We start from the raw sequence: 15,269 nt of genomic DNA, 5'->3' as shown, positions 1-15,269 counted from the left end.
AGCGGCAGATGGCACTTCTAGATAAACACGGCGTCATTGAAAAGAACGCCACGCTTCTGCTGGTCTTCTCCTTCCTCGTCGTCACCGTCGGCGGCATCGTGGAGATCGCACCCCTCTTCTACCTCGAGAACACGATCGAGAAGGTAGAAGGTGTGCGTCCCTACACGCCGCTGGAGCTGACCGGGCGCGATATCTACATCCGCGAGGGCTGCTACGTTTGCCACTCGCAGATGATCCGCCCGATGCGCGACGAGGTGGAGCGCTATGGTCACTATTCGCTCGCAGCCGAGTCGATGTACGACCACCCGTTCCAGTGGGGTTCGAAGCGGACGGGGCCTGACCTCGCCCGCGTCGGCAACCGCTACTCGGATGCGTGGCACGTGGATCACCTGGTGAACCCGCAAGCGGTCGTGCCGGAATCGGTGATGCCGAAATACGGGTTCCTGCTGAACACGATGGTGGACGCAGACCATATCGGTGACCGTCTGGCCACCGATGCGCTCGTGGGCGTGCCCTACAGCTCCGAAATGATCGAGAACGCCAAGGCGGACTTTGCCGCTCAGGTCGATCCCGACGGCGATTTCGATGGGCTGAACGCGCGCTATTCGGAGGCCTTCGGGTCCCCGGCGGTCAACGTGCGCAACTTCGACGGTCAGCCGGGCATCTCCGAAATGGATGCTCTGGTTGCCTATCTTCAGGTACTCGGCACGATGGTCGACTTCTCGACCTTCGAACCCGTGGCAAGTCGCTAAGGAGGTAGGGGATGGACTATCATATTCTCAGGGAATTCGCCGATAGCTGGGCCATGCTTGCGCTGTTTGCGATGTTCATCGGGATCGTGTTCTGGGCGTTTCGTCCCGGTTCGCGCAAAACGCATGAGGATACTGCGAACATCCCCTTCCGGCACGATGACAAACCCGCCTGTCAGGGCGGTGGCTGCCAAGGCGGCCGCTGTCATGACGACGGCGCCACGTTGTAAGGAGGCGTGGACGAAATGAGCAAAAAACCCACCAAACACCATCAGCCGGACACCACGGGTCACTCGTGGGACGGTATTGAAGAGTATAACAACCCCCTGCCGCGCTGGTGGCTGTGGAGCTTCTATGCCACCATCATCTGGGGCATCGGCTACTCCATCGCCATGCCGGCGTGGCCGCTTCTGAACGGCGCAACGCCGGGCCTTCTTGGCTCGTCGACCCGCGCGAACGTTCAGGCCGAGATCGACCGCTACGCGGCGGCCAACAAGCCGATCGAGGAAAAGCTGGTTGCGACCGACCTGACCCAGATCGCGAACGACCCGGAACTGGCTTCCTTCACCCAGAACGCGGGTGCGGCCGTCTACAGAACCTGGTGCGCACAGTGCCACGGTGCGGGCGCGGGCGGGAACGACCGTCTGGGCTATCCGAACCTGCTGGATTCGGACTGGCTCTGGGGCGGCTCGATCGAGGACATCTACCTCACGGTTGCCCACGGCATTCGTAACGACGAAGACGACGATGCGCGCTATTCGCAGATGCCCGCCTTCGGTCGCGATGAGCTGCTCGACGACACCCAGATCGCGCAGGTCGTACAGCACGTCCGCAAGATCTCGGGGCAGGAGTATGATGCTGCCCTGGAGGCTGAAGGTGCTGTTGTCTTCGCCGACAACTGTGCTTCGTGCCACATGGAAGACGGCACCGGTGACCGCGCACAAGGTGCGCCGAACCTGACCGACGCCATCTGGCTCTACGGTGGTGATGTCGACGCGCTGACCTACACGGTCGCCAATGCCCGCTTCGGCGTCATGCCGTCGTGGAGCTTTGCGCCTGAAGGCGGTGAGCAGCGTCTGTCGGAGGCCGAGATTCGCGCTGTTGCGGCCTATGTCCACGGCCTCGGCGGTGGCGAATAACAATCCGGGGGGCTTCGGCCCCTTGGGTAGCACCGGCGCCCCGTCCTGTTCGCGCGTTTCCTGGGGGCGCCGGTGTCCTTATCGGGCGGGGCTTAGGTCCCGCCCAATTTCGTATTTGGGATACACATTTAGCGGCATGGTGTAATCTGTCAAAGCCTTATTCGGCCTGATTACCTGCACATGGCTAATTGCTGTATCGCAGACTTGCCTTTTTGACGCATGTCAAAGTCTTTTTTTCTGCTGCATAGCAGAAGGGACCCGAACATAGATTGCCTCAGCAAACGGAGAGAGTCGTGAGCTCGACCGATCAAGCCGATCCGCCCCCCCTTTACGCCGCACGCGAACCCGTCTTCCCCAAGCGTGTCAACGGTAGTTTCCGCTCCCTGAAATGGGTGCTGATGGCGGTGATGCTGGGCATCTACTACATCACCCCCTGGATTCGCTGGGATCGTGGCCCGGCGCTGCCCGATCAGGCGGTGCTGGTTGACCTTGCGAACCGGCGCTTCTTCTTCTTCATGGTCGAAATCTGGCCGCACGAGTTCTACTTCGTCGCGGGCCTCCTGATCATGGCGGGCCTGGGGCTGTTTCTCTTCACCTCGGCCGCCGGTCGCGTCTGGTGCGGTTATGCCTGCCCGCAGACCGTCTGGACCGACCTTTTCATTCTGGTCGAACGCTGGGTCGAGGGCGACCGTAACGCCCGCATCCGTCTGCTGCGTCAGAAATGGAATGCCGAGAAAGTCCGCAAGCGGATCACGAAATGGATTCTGTGGCTGCTGATCTCGATCGCGACGGGCGGCGCCTGGGTGTTCTACTTCACCGATGCGCCCGAGCTGCTGAAGAACCTCGTTATCGGCGCGGCCCATCCGGTCGCCTATACCACCATTGCCGTGATGACCGCGACGACCTTTGCCTTTGGCGGCTTCGCGCGCGAGCAGATCTGTATCTACGCCTGCCCTTGGCCGCGTATTCAGGCCGCGATGATGGATGAGGACACGCTCGTCATTGCTTACCGCGAATGGCGCGGAGAGCCGCGCGGCAAGCTGCACAAGGGCGTCACGCCCGAAGGGCAGGGCGACTGCATCGACTGTAACGCCTGCTTTGCGGTCTGCCCGATGGGGATCGATATCCGCAATGGCCAGCAGCTGGAATGCATCACCTGCGGCCTGTGCATCGACGCCTGCAACGAGATGATGGACAAGATCGGCAAACCGCGTGGCCTGATCGGCTATATGGCACTCAAGGACGAGTCGATGGAGCGCGCCGGCGGCCATCCCAAGAACGTCTGGAAGCACATCTTCCGTCCGCGCACGCTGCTCTACTTCACCCTCTGGGCCGGTATCGGCGTTGCGCTGGTCGTGGCACTGTTCATGCGCTCTCCGATCGATTTCAACCTGACCCCGAACCGCGACCCGCTCTACGTGATCCAAGGTGACGGCTCGGTGCGCAACATCTACACGATGCGCCTGCGCAACAAGGCCGGGGATGAGACGACCTTCCGCATCACCGTCACGGGTGAGAACGGCGCGCCGCGCACCGATCTGAACCTGCTGCTCGAAGGCGCCGAAGGTAACGAGATCTCGGCCCCCGCCGACGAGACGCTGACCCAACGTGTCTATATCGAGGCGCCGGCCGGATCGGCCCCCGCTCTGGCGGACCGCACCGAATTGCGTGTATGGGTGGAAGAGGTCGGCGCACCGGCGCGTGCGGCGGTGGATACCGTCTTCAACGGTACCGGCAAGCGCGACTAACGGATCACTCGGGAGCAGTTTCTCATGGCGAAAGAGATCACCGGAAAGAAAGTTCTGGCGATTGCCGTCGCGGCCTTCGGCGTCATCATCGCGGTCAACCTCGTGATGGCGTGGAAGGCGATCGCGACCTTCCCGGGGCTCGAGGTGTCGAACTCCTACGTCGCCTCGCAATCCTTCGACAAGGAGCGCGCGGCGCAGGAGGAGCTCGGCTGGAGCGTCGAGCCCACCTATGAGAACGGCACGCTTTCGCTGGTAATCCGCGACCGGGCCGGCCTTCCGGCCCGCGTCTCCGAACTCAAGGCGCTTGTCGGGCGCACCACCCATGTGCGCGCCGACATCGAGCCGGCCTTCACCTATGCGGGCGGCATCTTCGTCGCCCCGCTCACGCTCGAACCCGGCGCCTGGCTTTTGCATCTTGATGCAGTTGCGTCTGATGGCACGCCATTCCGTCAGCGCATCGACCTTTTCGTAAGAGGCTGATCCATGAGCGTCGCGCCCGCCGCTGGACGACTGACCGAAGCGCCCTCGGAGTTCACCGACGAGCATGTTTCGGCCTCGGCCTGCCCGGCCTGCCTTGCGGCGCCTTCGGCCGAAGATCTCGCGAGATCCGGCGACATCAAGGGCGCACGCCTGATCTTGTCGCTGCCCACGGCGCATTGCGCGGTCTGCATCAGCGATGTCGAGCGCGCCCTGCACCGCCACCCGGGCGTGCGCTCGGCCCGCGTCAACCTCACGCTCAAGCGCGTTTCCGTCGATGCCGAGGGTACGGTCGGCGCGGATGACCTGATCAAGACGCTCGACGGAATCGGCTACGAGGCGCATGAGCTTGATCCCGGCCTGCTCTCGGCGACCGAGACCGACCGGCGCGGGCGCGATCTGCTGATGCGGATCGGCGTGTCGGGCTTTGCCATGATGAACATCATGCTGCTGTCGATCTCGGTCTGGTCAGGGGCCGAGGCCGCGACGCGCGACCTGTTCCACTGGATCTCGGCCGCGATTGCGCTGCCGACGGTGGCTTTTGCCGGGCAGCCCTTCTTCGCCTCGGCCTGGAACTCGCTGAAGGCCGGACGGCTGGGGATGGATGTGCCGATCTCGCTGGCGATCATTCTGGCCTCCTCGATCTCGGTCTTCGAGACGATGAACCACGGCCACCACGCCTATTTCGACGCAGCGGTCATGCTGACCTTCTTCCTGCTCGTGGGCCGCTACCTTGACTATCGCACCCGCGCGGTGGCCCGCTCGGCAGCCGAGGAACTGGCCGCGCTGGAAGTGCCGCGCGCCACCGTGTTGCGCGATGGCGCCGAGGTCGTGGTGCCGGTGAACGAACTTGCGCCCGGAGATCTGATCCGCGTGCGCCCCGGAGCCCGCATCCCCGCCGATGGCGAGGTGACCGAGGGCACGTCGGAGACCGACCGCTCACTTCTGACCGGGGAAAGCCTGCCGGTCTATGCCGGTCCGGGCAGCAAGCTGAACGCAGGCGAGGTCAACCTGACCGGCCCGCTAACCCTGCGCGTGATTGCCGCCGGCAAGGACAGCGCGCTGCACCGGATGGCCGACTTGGTGGCGATGGCCGAGAGCGCCAAGACCCGCTACACCTCGCTGGCCGAGCGCGCGGCGCGGGCCTATTCGCCGTTGGTGCATATTCTCAGCTTCACCGCTTTCGGGGTCTGGATGTGGCTGACGGGGGGCGATCTGCGCTTCGCAATCAACATTTCCGCCGCCGTTCTCATCATCACTTGCCCCTGTGCGCTTGGCCTTGCGGTGCCGGCCGTGGTCACGGCAGCTTCGGGCAAGCTGTTCCGCAAGGGCCTCTTGATCAAGGACGGCACGGCGCTGGAGCGTCTGGCCGAGGTCGATACCGTTGTTTTCGATAAAACCGGCACGCTGACCATGGGCACCCCGCGCCCCGAGAATCTCGATGCGCTGAGCGCCGAGGAGTTCGGCGTGGCTGCGGCACTTGCAAGCGGATCGTCGCATCCGCTGGCCCGCGCGATCCATGATGCGGCGCAGGCACAGGCGCTTGCGGTCCCGCGGCTTGAAGACATCCGCGAGGTGCCGGGATACGGCGTCGAGGGGCGCTGGAACGGGCAGGTCGTGCGTCTTGGCCGGGCCGATTGGCTTGGCGCGGATGCGGGCGCCGCGACGGCGACGCATTTGCGGATCGGCACGGCCCATCCGGTGACCATCCGGTTCGCCGATCAGCTGCGCCCCGGTGCTGCCGAGGCCGTCCGTGCGTTGAGTGCGCAGGGCAAACGGGTCTTCCTTGTATCCGGCGATGTCGAGGGCGCGGTCAGCGCCCTGGCCGAGCGCCTAGGCATTGAGAACTGGCATGCCGGAGCCCTGCCGCAGGAAAAGGTGGCGCTTGTTAACGATCTGACGGCCAAGGGCGCGCGCGTGCTTATGGTCGGGGACGGGCTAAACGATACGGCCGCGCTGGCAGCCGCCCATGCCTCGATCTCGCCCGCTTCTGCGCTGGATGCGGCGCGGACGGCTTCGGATATCGTGCTTCTGGGGCAGGATCTTGCGCCCGTCGCCGATGCGCTGCGCGTGGCCGTTCAGGCGCGGCGGAGGATCAAGGAAAACTTCGCAATCTCGATCGTGTACAACATTGTTGCGGTTCCGATCGCGCTGATCGGCCTTGCCACGCCGCTTGCCGCGGCCTTGGCAATGTCCACGTCCTCGATTACGGTCTCGCTGAATTCGCTACGGCTGAAGTGAGGACGCGATGGGCGTTATCGCATTCCTGATCCCGATCTCCCTGATCCTCGGCGGCTTGGGGCTGCTGGCTTTCTTCTGGTCGGTCAAGGCGCGCCAGTACGAAGACCCCAAGGGCGACAGCGAGCGTATCTTGTCGGACGAATTCGACGACCACCCCAAAAGCTGATCGCGGGCGTTACGGCCCGATCACCGTGCATTCCGACGAGCGGGCCATCAGGCGTGCACAGGCCAGTTCCGCATCGCCCTTGGTCATGCCGACGAAGTTCGCCTCATAGCCGGTCTTGCGGGTTGCGACCTTGCGCAGCGCGGTGCCGAGCGTGTCGCTTTCCATCAGCGCGGTTTTCAGCAGCAGCCGCTCGGCCGCATATTGCGACGAGAACTTGCCCAGGCTGATCCCCCAGTTGCGCCCGCCCGAGGATGAGGCGCGCGACACTACCTTTTGCTCGGCGCGCGGGGCCGGGGCGGGCGGTGTAAGGGCCGCAAGAATCACGGTGTTCGAGCGTGCAGCGGGGGCGGCCGCCATCGCCAGCGTCTCGGGCTGGGGGGCGGTGCTTTGCGCGAACAGGGGCTCATCGGGCGGAGCATCGCCTTCGGCGAGGCTTTCGTCGAACTCGGGTTCGGTGGCGGCCACCAAGGCCAGCGTTTCGGGTTGCGGTTCGGTCGCCTGCGCGAAGGCCTCACGCGGTGCGGCGACCGGGCGCGGAGCCTCTGCGGCGGCGGCAAGGACCAGAACTTCGGCCACGGGTTCAGGCGCGGCGGTAACTGTGAGCACTGGCGCGGGCGTGGGCTCAACGGCAGCGACAACGGCGGGTGCTTCGACCGGCGCGGGTTGCACAGCCTCGGTCAGAGCGGCCAGAATCGCGTTGCCGTCAAGCGTCGACTCGCCCGGGCGGGCGATAGGGCGCGGGCTTTGGGCGGGTGCGGCCGAGGCTACACGCTGCGGAGCCGCAGCGGCCTGCGCGGCGGGCGCCTGAGCCAAATATTGCAGCGGCTCGGGGCGCACCTCTTGCACGCGGTTCGGCGCACGACCGAAGCCGATATCGAGCAGTTCGGCCATCTTGGCGTTGCGCTGCGCGGTCGAGGTGCCACCGAAGACGGTCGCGATGATGCGTTTGCCACCGCGCTGCGCCGACGCGGTCAGGTTAAACCCGGCGGCGACGGTGTAGCCCGTCTTGATCCCGTCCGCGCCATCATAGGCGTCCAGAAAGCGGCGGTTGGTGTTGGCAACCTTGGCCATCCCGGCATCCGCCGTCCGGCGCGAGAAGATGTTGTAATACTGCGGATAATCGTAGAACAGCCGCCGACCAAGCGTGCTCATGTCCCGCGCGGTCGAGAGGTGCCCGGAACGGGTCAGACCGTTGGCGTTCTTGAAGGTCGTGTTGCTCATGCCAAGCGCCTTGGCCGTGCGGTTCATACGCGCGGCAAAGGCCGCCTCGTCGCCGCCAAGCGCGTCCCCGATGGCCGAGGCCGCATCGTTTGCAGATTTGATCGCGGCCGCGCGGATCAGGTAGCGCAGCGCGATGCGCTGCCCGGCCTTCAGGCCAAGCCGCGACGGTGGCTGGCTGGCGGCGTTGCGCGAAATCGTGACCATCGAATCAAGACTGATCTCGCCATGCTCGACCGCCTGGAAGGCGATGTAGAGCGTCATCATTTTGGTCAGCGAGGCGGGATGCAGCCGCGTGTCGGCGTTCTTGGCGTAAAGCACTTCACCCGAACGGGCATCCATCACGAAAGCAGCATAGGGCGCTGCCAGCACGGCGGCCGGCACCAGAAAAAGTATGAATGACAACAGCCCATAACGGACCCATCGCGCAAGCGTGGTCACGGTCTCAGCCCTTTTACTGCCTCGTGCCCCGATTGTTTTGATTTGGGGCTTTCGAGCAGCGTAGCACGGCTTTGTGAGGCTGAAAACCGTATTGTTTCAATGCGATTCACTGCGACATTCATGCATCGCGCAAGATCTCGTAGGCGCCGGAGGGGCGCTCACGAGGCATTGTGTGGCGAGGCGGGTTTTCCTGCGCGGATTATTCGAGATTGGCGATGATTGCCCGCAGCACGTCGACGCCTTCGCCCTTCTCCGAGGAAGTGACGACGATTTCGGGATGGGCTGCCGGGTGCGCGGCCAGTGCGCCCTTGACCTGTTCGATAACCTTCTCGCGCTCGGCCTTGCTGATCTTGTCCACCTTCGTCATCACCACCTGGAAGGTGACGGCCGAGCGGTCGAGCAGCGTCAGGATCTCGTCATCGACCTTCTTCACGCCGTGGCGCGAATCGATCAGCACGAAGGCGCGGCGCAGGTTCACGCGGCCCGAGAGATAGGATTTGAGCAGCTCCTGCCACTTCTTCACGACGTTCACCGGGGCCTCGGCAAAGCCATAGCCCGGAAGGTCCACGAGATAGGGGCCGTCCTGGGTCGTGAAGAAGTTGATTTCCTGCGTCCGGCCCGGGGTGTTCGAGGCGCGCGCGAGGTTCTTGCGATTGGTCAGCGCGTTGATCAGGCTTGATTTGCCGACGTTCGAACGCCCGGCAAAGCACACCTCGACCCGGTCCGCCGGGGGCAGGCCGGACATCGCGACGACGCCCTTGAGAAACTCGACGGGGGCCGCGAACAGAAGGCGCCCACGTTCGGCGGCCATCGGCTCGGGCGTCTCGGCCAGTTGGAATTGCATCTTCATCAGAGTACCTCGACGCTGTCGCCACGCGCGATCTCGCCGCCCGTGATCACTGTGGCATAGAGCCCGAATTCATGGTCGCCCCACTGCGCGTCCAGCAGTGCGAGCGTATCGATATCCGCGCTGCCGGTCTCGGGGTTGGCGCAGGTCGCGCGGCAGCGGGTGATCGGCATGGCGATTTCAAGCTCGGTCGCGCCGATCTTGACGCGACGGCCGATCAGGTCACGCTCGGCCCCGGCGTTCCAGCCATCAACCCAGAGGTTGCCGCGGAAGCGATGGGGCGACATCGGCGTGCCCGCCCGTCGCGACAGCGCCGCGAGTGACCCGAGCGACAGGATCGACACATAGGGATCGGGCATGTCCGATAAGGCGGCGCCCGCCACGCTTTCGACCGAGCGCGGGGCTGGACGGTTTTCAGGCCAGAGCGGGCGCAGCCACTCGATCAGTTTGACCTGATCTTCGGCCCGGTCCGGTGCGATCCGCAGGTGCCACAGATCTGGGTGGGTCAACTCAATCGTGCCATCGTCTTGGGTCTTGGCCTGAACCGCCATCAACCCCGGCGCCGCGACACCGCGCACGAAGTTCGTTTTCGACGCCCATTCTGACAGGGGGGCGTCGAACTTCGCGCCCTCATGGGCGATAGCCCAGACCCTGTCGAAAGGCAGAACGCGCCCCTTTGTCAGGGGCGCGCTGCGGATTTCCTCATATCCGACCGACTTGATTGGATGTCGGAAGATATGTGCCAGTCTTGCCGTCATTTCTTTGGCTTGTCCGCCGCGGGCTTCTTGGCAAAGCCCGACCGGATATTGCCGAAGAGATCGGGGCGTTTTCCGTGCATCGACATGATTGTGTACTGCTGAATGAACGTGATCGTGTTGTTCGCGATCCAGTAGAGCACGAGGCCCGAGGCGAAGCTGCCCAGCATGAACATGAAGACCCAGGGCATCCAGGCGAAGATCATTGCCTGGCTCGGGTCGGTGGGCGCCGGGTTCAGCTTTTGCTGGAGCCACATCGAGATGCCAAGCAGGATCGGCAGCACGCCGAGGCTGAGCATGAACAGCATCGAGCCGGGCTCGGGCGTTGCGAAAGGCAGCAGGCCGAACAGGTTCAGGATCGAGGACGGATCGGGGGCCGAGAGGTCCTTGATCCAGCCAAGCCAGGGCGCGTGGTAAAGCTCGATCGTGACGTAGATAACCTTATAGAGCGAGAAGAAGATCGGGATCTGCAGCAGGATCGGCAGACAGCCCGCAGCCGGGTTGACCTTGTTCTTCTTGTAGAGCTCCATCATGCCCTGCTGCATCTTCATCCGGTCGTCGCCCGCAGCGGCCTTGAGGGCCTCCATCTCGGGCTGCAGTTCCTTCATCTTCGCCATCGAGATGTAGGACTTGCGGGCCAGCGGGAAGACCAGCGCCTTGATGATGACGGTCAGAGCGATGATCGCCCAGCCCATGTTGCCGATTGCGCTGTTCAGCCAGTGCAGCAGGCGGAACATCGGCTTGGTCAGGAAGTAGAACCAGCCCCAGTCGATAGAGTCGATGAAGCCCTGGATGCCGCCCTCTTCCTGGTAATCGCGGATGGCTTCCCATTCTTTCGCGCCCGCGAAGAGGTGGGTGGCGACATCTGCCGAAGTGCCGGGGGCAACCTCGACGACCGGCAGGCGGGCCTCGGCCTGGTACAGGTCCGCCCCTGCGGTGTATTTCACGACCGAGTTGAAATTGCCGCTCATCGGCGCCAGCGTGGTCATCCAGTACTTGTCGGTAAAGCCGATCCAGCCGCTTTCGAGCGCGGGCAGAACCTCGGCCTGGCCTTCACCCTCGACCGGGTCGAGCTTGGTGATGTCCTTGTACTTGATCTCTTCGAGCTTGCCGTCGGTCATACGCACCGCGCCTTCGTGCAGCACGTAGACGCGGTTGCCTTCGGGGATGCCGTGGCGGGCGATGATGCCGTAAGGGGCAAGGCGGACAGTAGCGCCGGTGTTGTTCTCGACGCGCTGCGTGATGGTGAACAGGTAGTTCTCGTCGATCTCGATCTTGCGGTGGAACACAAGGCCCGCGCCGTTATCCCAGGTGATTTCGACCGGGTTGGCGGGGGTCAGGGTTGCGCCCTCCGGAGCACTCCAGACGGTGCGCGGGCCAGGGACCAGCGCCGGGTCGAGGCCGCCAGCCGGGGCCCAGCCATAGACCGCGTAATAAGGATGCGCGTTCAGCGCGGTGTCGCCCACGGGCGAGAGCAGCCGCACCAGCGGCGAGTCCGCGTCGAGCGTTTCCTTGTAATTCTTGAGCGACAGATCGTCGATCCGGCCGCCAAGAAGCGAGATCGAGCCGGTCAGCGCCGAGGTTTCGATCTCGATGCGCGGGGTCTGCGCGAGGGCGGCCTGCGCTGCGGCTGCGGCGTCGATCACCGCGCCCGGCGCGGCCTGTTCGACGGCGGTCGGGATGGCCGGGGTCGCGGGCGAAGCCGTCTGCTCGGCCACGGCCGTTGGATCGGCGGGCGCGGGCTGCTCTGGCGGGAACAGATATGTCCAGCCGATCAGCACAGCGGCCGAAAGCGCGGTCGCAAGGATGAGGTTCTTGTTCTGATTATCCATGTCGGGCAGTCCACCAGCCGTTCCAGGTTCGGGGTGGTTCAACAGAAGGGGCAGGGAAAGGTCAAGCGATTTTCCTGTAAAACAGCCCCTGGCGCGGCCAGAATGGCGTTTTAGGTCTCAGGATACCGTGCGTCGGTCGGGCTTGCGCGCTTTCCCGCCTTTGCCCGCGGAGCGTTGCTCAGACACCGCCCCCCTGCAACAGCCTTGGCGTCGCGGCGAGTTTGGCGCGGTGTCGATGCTCCCACTCGCACAGATCGCCCATCGCCATCGGCCGAGCGATGGCCTTGCCCTGCACATGCCGACAGCCAAGTTGCGCCAGCAGTGTGTGCTCCGCGGTTGATCCGACCCCGTCCGCCAGTGTCTCAAGCCCAAGCTTCTCGGCCATCGCGATCAGCGCGGCGACGGACTGGCGCTGTTCGTCATGGCTGTCGAGCTTGCTGACAAGGCTGCGGTGGATGCGCAACCTGCGCGCTGCGGTGCGCCGAATCGCGCTGACTGAGAGCGGCCCGTTGCCGAACCCCGCAAGCTCGATGCCGCAGCCCAAGGCGGCCACGGCGCCAAGGTTGAGCCAGATCACCTCGTCGTTCAGATGCGCCATGACATCTTGCATCAGCACCAGCCGGATCTGCGCGGGCGCGACATCGAAGCGGTCGAATTCCCATTTCAGGCGCTCCGGCAGCTTGGGGTTTCCCAACAGCCCGGCGCAGAAAGGCAGCGAGACGGGGCCTGTCGCGATCCCGCGCCGCTCCCACTCGCGCAGGGCGGTAAGGCTTTGATGGAGCACGATTTCCGCAAGCCGCTCGCGCAGATGGGGCGAGTCGATGGTGCCCATCACGTCCTCAACCTCGGGTGCCCCCTCGACCGGATTCCGGATCCAGCGCGCGACGGCTTGGACGCCGGACAGCGCGCCGGTATCGGTGTCGAGCTGCGGCTGGAACAGCGTGGTGACCTGCCCGTTCTCGATGGCCTCGCGCGCGATCCGGTTGGGCGAAACCTGCGCCCCGACCGCGCGGTGCTGATCGTTCGAATAGGCGCGGATGGCGCTTGGCCCGCTGCGGCTGGCCTGCATCGCGGCGGTCTCGGCCGCGCTCATTAGCGCCTCGCCCGAGCGCGCCGGGCTGCGGCCCATCTGGCAAAAGCCGACATGGCAGGTGGCGGCGACCGTATGCCCCGAGATCGGCAGCGGCAGCTCGCAGGCCGCCTGAAGGCGTTGCGCCAGCTGGATCATGGCCTCCAGATCGGGATAGGCCGTGGGGTTGAGCATGATGGCAAAGCGCGCGCCCTCAAGCCGGGCCAACCGGTCGCTGTCACGCAGGACGCCGCGCAGCCGCTCGCCCGTGCGGCGCAAGATCAGGTCGAACTCGGTCTCGGGCATCTCGCGGGCAAGGGCAACGGGATCGTCGAGACCGAGGACGAAACAGGTGGTGCTGCGCGCGGTCGCCGCGGCGTCGTCAAGCAACATGCCCATGATCTCGACCGCCTCGGCGCGCAGCGGCAGGCCGGTCACACCGTCGCGGGGCTGCTCGCGCGGGGTGGGCGCCCCAAGCGGGCGGGTGGACCAGGCCACGGCGATGGCTATCGAGGCGACCACTGCCAGCGCCTCACCCCCGAACCAGAGCCCGGCAAGGGCGATCGCGGGCAAGAAGATCGCCAGCTCGCTGCGCAAAACGATTGGCTTAACCCTGTCGAATATACTCCGTAATGCTGAACGTCCCATGATAACCCCCATCTGGCAGCGCGAGGGTCCCCACCCGTCGCACCGCAAAGGCTAGGGGTAATCTGGTCAGCGAAGCGTTAATCGGCGTTGCGCAAATTCGGTATGTTTTGGGTAAAATCGTCGCTTTCCGCGACCGAGCGCATCAGTCCGGCAAAGTCGAACACGCCCGGATCGCACAGATGCGAGGGGCGCACGTTCATCAGGGCGCGGAACATCACCTGACGGCGGCCGGGGCTGCGGGCCTCCCAGCCATCCAGGATCTGCTTGACCTGCTGGCGCTGCAAACCGTCCTGACTGCCGCACAGATCGCAGGGGATGATCGGGTAGTGCATCGAGCGCGCGAATTTCTCGCAATCGGCCTCGGACACGAAGGCCAGCGGGCGATAGACGAACAGATCGCCTTCCTCGTTCACCAGCTTGGGCGGCATCGTCGCCAGACGCCCGCCGTAAAAGAGGTTCATGAAGAAGGTCTCTAGGATGTCATCGCGGTGATGGCCGAGAACCACGGCGGAACAACCCTCCTCCCGCGCGATGCGATAGAGGTTGCCGCGCCGCAGCCGCGAGCAGAGCGAGCAATAGGTCCGCCCCTGAGGGATCTTGTCCACGACGACGGAGTAGGTGTCCTGATACTCGATCCGGTGCGGCACACCCATGTCCTCAAGGAACTTGGGAAGCACGGTCGAGGGGAAGCCCGGCTGCCCCTGATCGAGGTTGCAGGCCAGCAGATCGACGGGCAGCAGCCCGCGCCATTTCAGCTCATGCAGGATGGCGAGCAGCGTGTAGCTGTCCTTGCCGCCCGACAGGCAGACAAGCCAGCGCGTGCCGCGCTCGATCATGCCGAACTTTTCGATCGCATCGCGGGTCTCGCGCACGATGCGCTTGCGCAGCTTCTTGAACTCGGTCGTCGAGGGCGCGCCTGCGAAAAGCGGGTGGATCGGGGCGTCATCATCGTCAAGCATCGTGCTTATCCTTCGCGCGGTGGGCGTCGAATTCGGGGTCGGCGCCGGGCACCGGGTCATAGCCGTGACCGCCAAGCGGGTGGCAGCTGAGGACGCGCTTGGCCGCTAGGTATCCGCCCTTGAAGGCGCCATGGCGTTGCAGCGCCTCAAGTGCATAGGCCGAGCAGGTCGGCTGATAGCGGCAGCCATGGCCGACCCAGGGGCTGAGCAGCAGCCGGTAGGCGCGCACGGGCAGCGCGAGGATATGGGCGAGCGGGCTCATCCCTTGCCCCTTCGCTTGCCCTTGGCCGGTTCGCCGCGGGGGCGCGCCTGTTGCGCGCGGCCGGAATGGATGTCGTTCAGCGCGCGTTTCATATCGGCCAGCAGGGCCGCGAAGTCGCGGGTCGCGGTGGCCTCGGGGCGGCCGACCAAGACGTAGTCCCAACCTGCGTGACCAGCCTCGGGCAGTACCAGCCGCGCGACCTCGCGCAGGCGGCGCTTGGCGCGGTTGCGGGCAACGGCATTGCCGAGTTTCTTGGAACAGGTGAAGCCGACGCGGATCAGATCGGCAGGGCCTTCATCCTCGCGGCGCTTGCGCGCCTGCAGCAGGAAGCCCGGTGTGCCTTGGCGCAGGGCCGAAGCCGCGCGCAGGAAATCCGCGCGCTGGCGCAGGATCTCGATCCGTGTCGCACTGGCAGGCAGACAAACGGAAACCGCCGGCGCGCTTCCCGCACACCGGCCCTTGGGGCCAGTCACGGGAGCCTCCGGCGGCGTCATGGCTTACGTGCCGTTCCCGGCCTTACGCCGACAGAACGTGACGGCCTTTGGCGCGGCGCGCGTTGAGAACCTTGCGGCCCCCTTTGGTCGCCATGCGGGCGCGGAAGCCGTGGCGGCGGGCGCGGACGAGCTTCGACGGCTGATAAGTGCGTTTCATCGCGGTTACTCCGGGTTCTGTCTACGGTAGGGCTACGCGAATTTCGGATTCGGCAGCCGCTCATATT

The 15,269-nt window shown here is 64.9% G+C and carries 16 protein-coding genes; 7 read left to right on the top strand and 9 right to left on the bottom strand.

Annotation, left to right across the window (positions count from 1 at the left end; translation table 11 throughout):
- The first annotated feature begins 8 nt into the window (after positions 1 to 8).
- The 7 genes from ccoO (at position 9) to ccoS (ending at position 6,520) form a co-directional block, all read left to right on the top strand.
- Positions 9 to 752, top strand: a complete 744-nt coding sequence (gene ccoO, locus KTQ37_RS02335) for a cytochrome-c oxidase, cbb3-type subunit II (RefSeq protein WP_218628847.1) — start codon at positions 9 to 11, stop codon at positions 750 to 752.
- Positions 753 to 763: 11 nt separating this feature from the next.
- Positions 764 to 979 carry a cbb3-type cytochrome oxidase subunit 3 gene (locus KTQ37_RS02330; RefSeq protein WP_218628846.1) on the top strand — a complete coding sequence of 72 codons (216 nt, stop codon included), beginning with the start codon at positions 764 to 766 and terminating at the stop codon, positions 977 to 979.
- A gap of 15 nt (positions 980 to 994) precedes the next feature.
- The gene (ccoP, locus tag KTQ37_RS02325; RefSeq protein WP_218628845.1) at positions 995 to 1,888 is read left to right on the top strand and encodes a cytochrome-c oxidase, cbb3-type subunit III; all 894 of its coding nucleotides are present in this window, start codon (positions 995 to 997) and stop codon (positions 1,886 to 1,888) included.
- 293 nt (positions 1,889 to 2,181) lie between these two features.
- Positions 2,182 to 3,636 (top strand): cytochrome c oxidase accessory protein CcoG, encoded by a 1,455-nt coding sequence (ccoG, locus tag KTQ37_RS02320; RefSeq protein WP_218628844.1) that lies wholly within the window; start codon positions 2,182 to 2,184, stop codon positions 3,634 to 3,636.
- Positions 3,637 to 3,660: 24 nt separating this feature from the next.
- Positions 3,661 to 4,116: a FixH family protein gene (locus KTQ37_RS02315; protein WP_218628843.1), complete on the top strand. Its 456-nt coding sequence runs from the start codon at positions 3,661 to 3,663 to the stop codon at positions 4,114 to 4,116.
- A gap of 3 nt (positions 4,117 to 4,119) precedes the next feature.
- Entirely contained in the window at positions 4,120 to 6,354 is a 2,235-nt protein-coding gene (locus tag KTQ37_RS02310; RefSeq protein WP_218628842.1) for a heavy metal translocating P-type ATPase, read from the top strand.
- A gap of 7 nt (positions 6,355 to 6,361) precedes the next feature.
- Complete coding sequence (gene ccoS, locus KTQ37_RS02305; RefSeq protein WP_218628841.1) at positions 6,362 to 6,520, top strand: cbb3-type cytochrome oxidase assembly protein CcoS; 159 nt, start codon at positions 6,362 to 6,364, stop codon at positions 6,518 to 6,520.
- A gap of 9 nt (positions 6,521 to 6,529) precedes the next feature.
- On the opposite strand, the gene KTQ37_RS02300 is transcribed toward ccoS, so the two are convergent.
- The 9 genes from KTQ37_RS02300 to rpmH all read right to left on the bottom strand — a co-directional run bounded on the left by KTQ37_RS02300 (position 6,530) and on the right by rpmH (position 15,202).
- Positions 6,530 to 8,080, bottom strand: a complete 1,551-nt coding sequence (locus KTQ37_RS02300) for a D-alanyl-D-alanine carboxypeptidase family protein (RefSeq protein WP_236021045.1) — start codon at positions 8,078 to 8,080, stop codon at positions 6,530 to 6,532.
- A gap of 298 nt (positions 8,081 to 8,378) precedes the next feature.
- Complete coding sequence (yihA, locus tag KTQ37_RS02295; protein WP_218628840.1) at positions 8,379 to 9,029, bottom strand: ribosome biogenesis GTP-binding protein YihA/YsxC; 651 nt, start codon at positions 9,027 to 9,029, stop codon at positions 8,379 to 8,381.
- On the bottom strand, positions 9,029 to 9,784 hold the full coding sequence (locus tag KTQ37_RS02290; protein WP_218628839.1) for an MOSC domain-containing protein: 756 nt from the start codon (positions 9,782 to 9,784) through the stop codon (positions 9,029 to 9,031). Before KTQ37_RS02290 ends, yihA begins: the two co-directional genes overlap by 1 nt.
- Positions 9,781 to 11,613 (bottom strand): membrane protein insertase YidC, encoded by a 1,833-nt coding sequence (gene yidC, locus KTQ37_RS02285; protein WP_218628838.1) that lies wholly within the window; start codon positions 11,611 to 11,613, stop codon positions 9,781 to 9,783. Before yidC ends, KTQ37_RS02290 begins: the two co-directional genes overlap by 4 nt.
- Before the next feature lie 178 nt (positions 11,614 to 11,791).
- Positions 11,792 to 13,255, bottom strand: a complete 1,464-nt coding sequence (locus tag KTQ37_RS02280; RefSeq protein ID WP_218628837.1) for an EAL domain-containing protein — start codon at positions 13,253 to 13,255, stop codon at positions 11,792 to 11,794.
- A gap of 152 nt (positions 13,256 to 13,407) precedes the next feature.
- Complete coding sequence (ttcA, locus tag KTQ37_RS02275; protein ID WP_218628836.1) at positions 13,408 to 14,289, bottom strand: tRNA 2-thiocytidine(32) synthetase TtcA; 882 nt, start codon at positions 14,287 to 14,289, stop codon at positions 13,408 to 13,410.
- Complete coding sequence (gene yidD / locus KTQ37_RS02270) at positions 14,282 to 14,551, bottom strand: membrane protein insertion efficiency factor YidD (RefSeq protein WP_218628835.1); 270 nt, start codon at positions 14,549 to 14,551, stop codon at positions 14,282 to 14,284. The genes ttcA and yidD overlap by 8 nt, the downstream gene beginning before the upstream one ends.
- Positions 14,548 to 15,045 (bottom strand): ribonuclease P protein component, encoded by a 498-nt coding sequence (rnpA, locus tag KTQ37_RS02265; RefSeq protein ID WP_218628834.1) that lies wholly within the window; start codon positions 15,043 to 15,045, stop codon positions 14,548 to 14,550. Before rnpA ends, yidD begins: the two co-directional genes overlap by 4 nt.
- Before the next feature lie 22 nt (positions 15,046 to 15,067).
- Complete coding sequence (rpmH, locus tag KTQ37_RS02260) at positions 15,068 to 15,202, bottom strand: 50S ribosomal protein L34 (protein ID WP_218628833.1); 135 nt, start codon at positions 15,200 to 15,202, stop codon at positions 15,068 to 15,070.
- Positions 15,203 to 15,269: the final 67 nt, after the last annotated feature.

The organism is Sedimentimonas flavescens, assembly GCF_019264375.1.
Lineage (GTDB): Bacteria > Pseudomonadota > Alphaproteobacteria > Rhodobacterales > Rhodobacteraceae > Rhodobacter > Rhodobacter flavescens.
This window is presented reverse-complemented; position numbering and strand designations above follow the sequence as displayed.

Excerpts from the sequence above, each read along its gene's own strand:
- KTQ37_RS02310 (WP_218628842.1), top strand. The coding sequence starts at position 4,120 with ATGAGCGTCGCGCCCGCCGCTGGACGACTGACCGAAGCGCCCTCGGAG.
- ccoO (WP_218628847.1), top strand. The coding sequence starts at position 9 with ATGGCACTTCTAGATAAACACGGCGTCATTGAAAAGAACGCCACGCTT.
- ccoP (WP_218628845.1), top strand. The coding sequence starts at position 995 with ATGAGCAAAAAACCCACCAAACACCATCAGCCGGACACCACGGGTCAC.
- KTQ37_RS02300 (WP_236021045.1), bottom strand. The coding sequence starts at position 8,080 with ATGGATGCCCGTTCGGGTGAAGTGCTTTACGCCAAGAACGCCGACACG.
- ccoS (WP_218628841.1), top strand. The coding sequence starts at position 6,362 with ATGGGCGTTATCGCATTCCTGATCCCGATCTCCCTGATCCTCGGCGGC.
- yidD (WP_218628835.1), bottom strand. The coding sequence starts at position 14,551 with ATGAGCCCGCTCGCCCATATCCTCGCGCTGCCCGTGCGCGCCTACCGG.
- yihA (WP_218628840.1), bottom strand. The coding sequence starts at position 9,029 with ATGAAGATGCAATTCCAACTGGCCGAGACGCCCGAGCCGATGGCCGCC.
- KTQ37_RS02315 (WP_218628843.1), top strand. The coding sequence starts at position 3,661 with ATGGCGAAAGAGATCACCGGAAAGAAAGTTCTGGCGATTGCCGTCGCG.
- KTQ37_RS02290 (WP_218628839.1), bottom strand. The coding sequence starts at position 9,784 with ATGACGGCAAGACTGGCACATATCTTCCGACATCCAATCAAGTCGGTC.
- yidC (WP_218628838.1), bottom strand. The coding sequence starts at position 11,613 with ATGGATAATCAGAACAAGAACCTCATCCTTGCGACCGCGCTTTCGGCC.
- ttcA (WP_218628836.1), bottom strand. The coding sequence starts at position 14,289 with ATGCTTGACGATGATGACGCCCCGATCCACCCGCTTTTCGCAGGCGCG.
- rpmH (WP_218628833.1), bottom strand. The coding sequence starts at position 15,202 with ATGAAACGCACTTATCAGCCGTCGAAGCTCGTCCGCGCCCGCCGCCAC.
- rnpA (WP_218628834.1), bottom strand. The coding sequence starts at position 15,045 with ATGACGCCGCCGGAGGCTCCCGTGACTGGCCCCAAGGGCCGGTGTGCG.
- KTQ37_RS02330 (WP_218628846.1), top strand. The coding sequence starts at position 764 with ATGGACTATCATATTCTCAGGGAATTCGCCGATAGCTGGGCCATGCTT.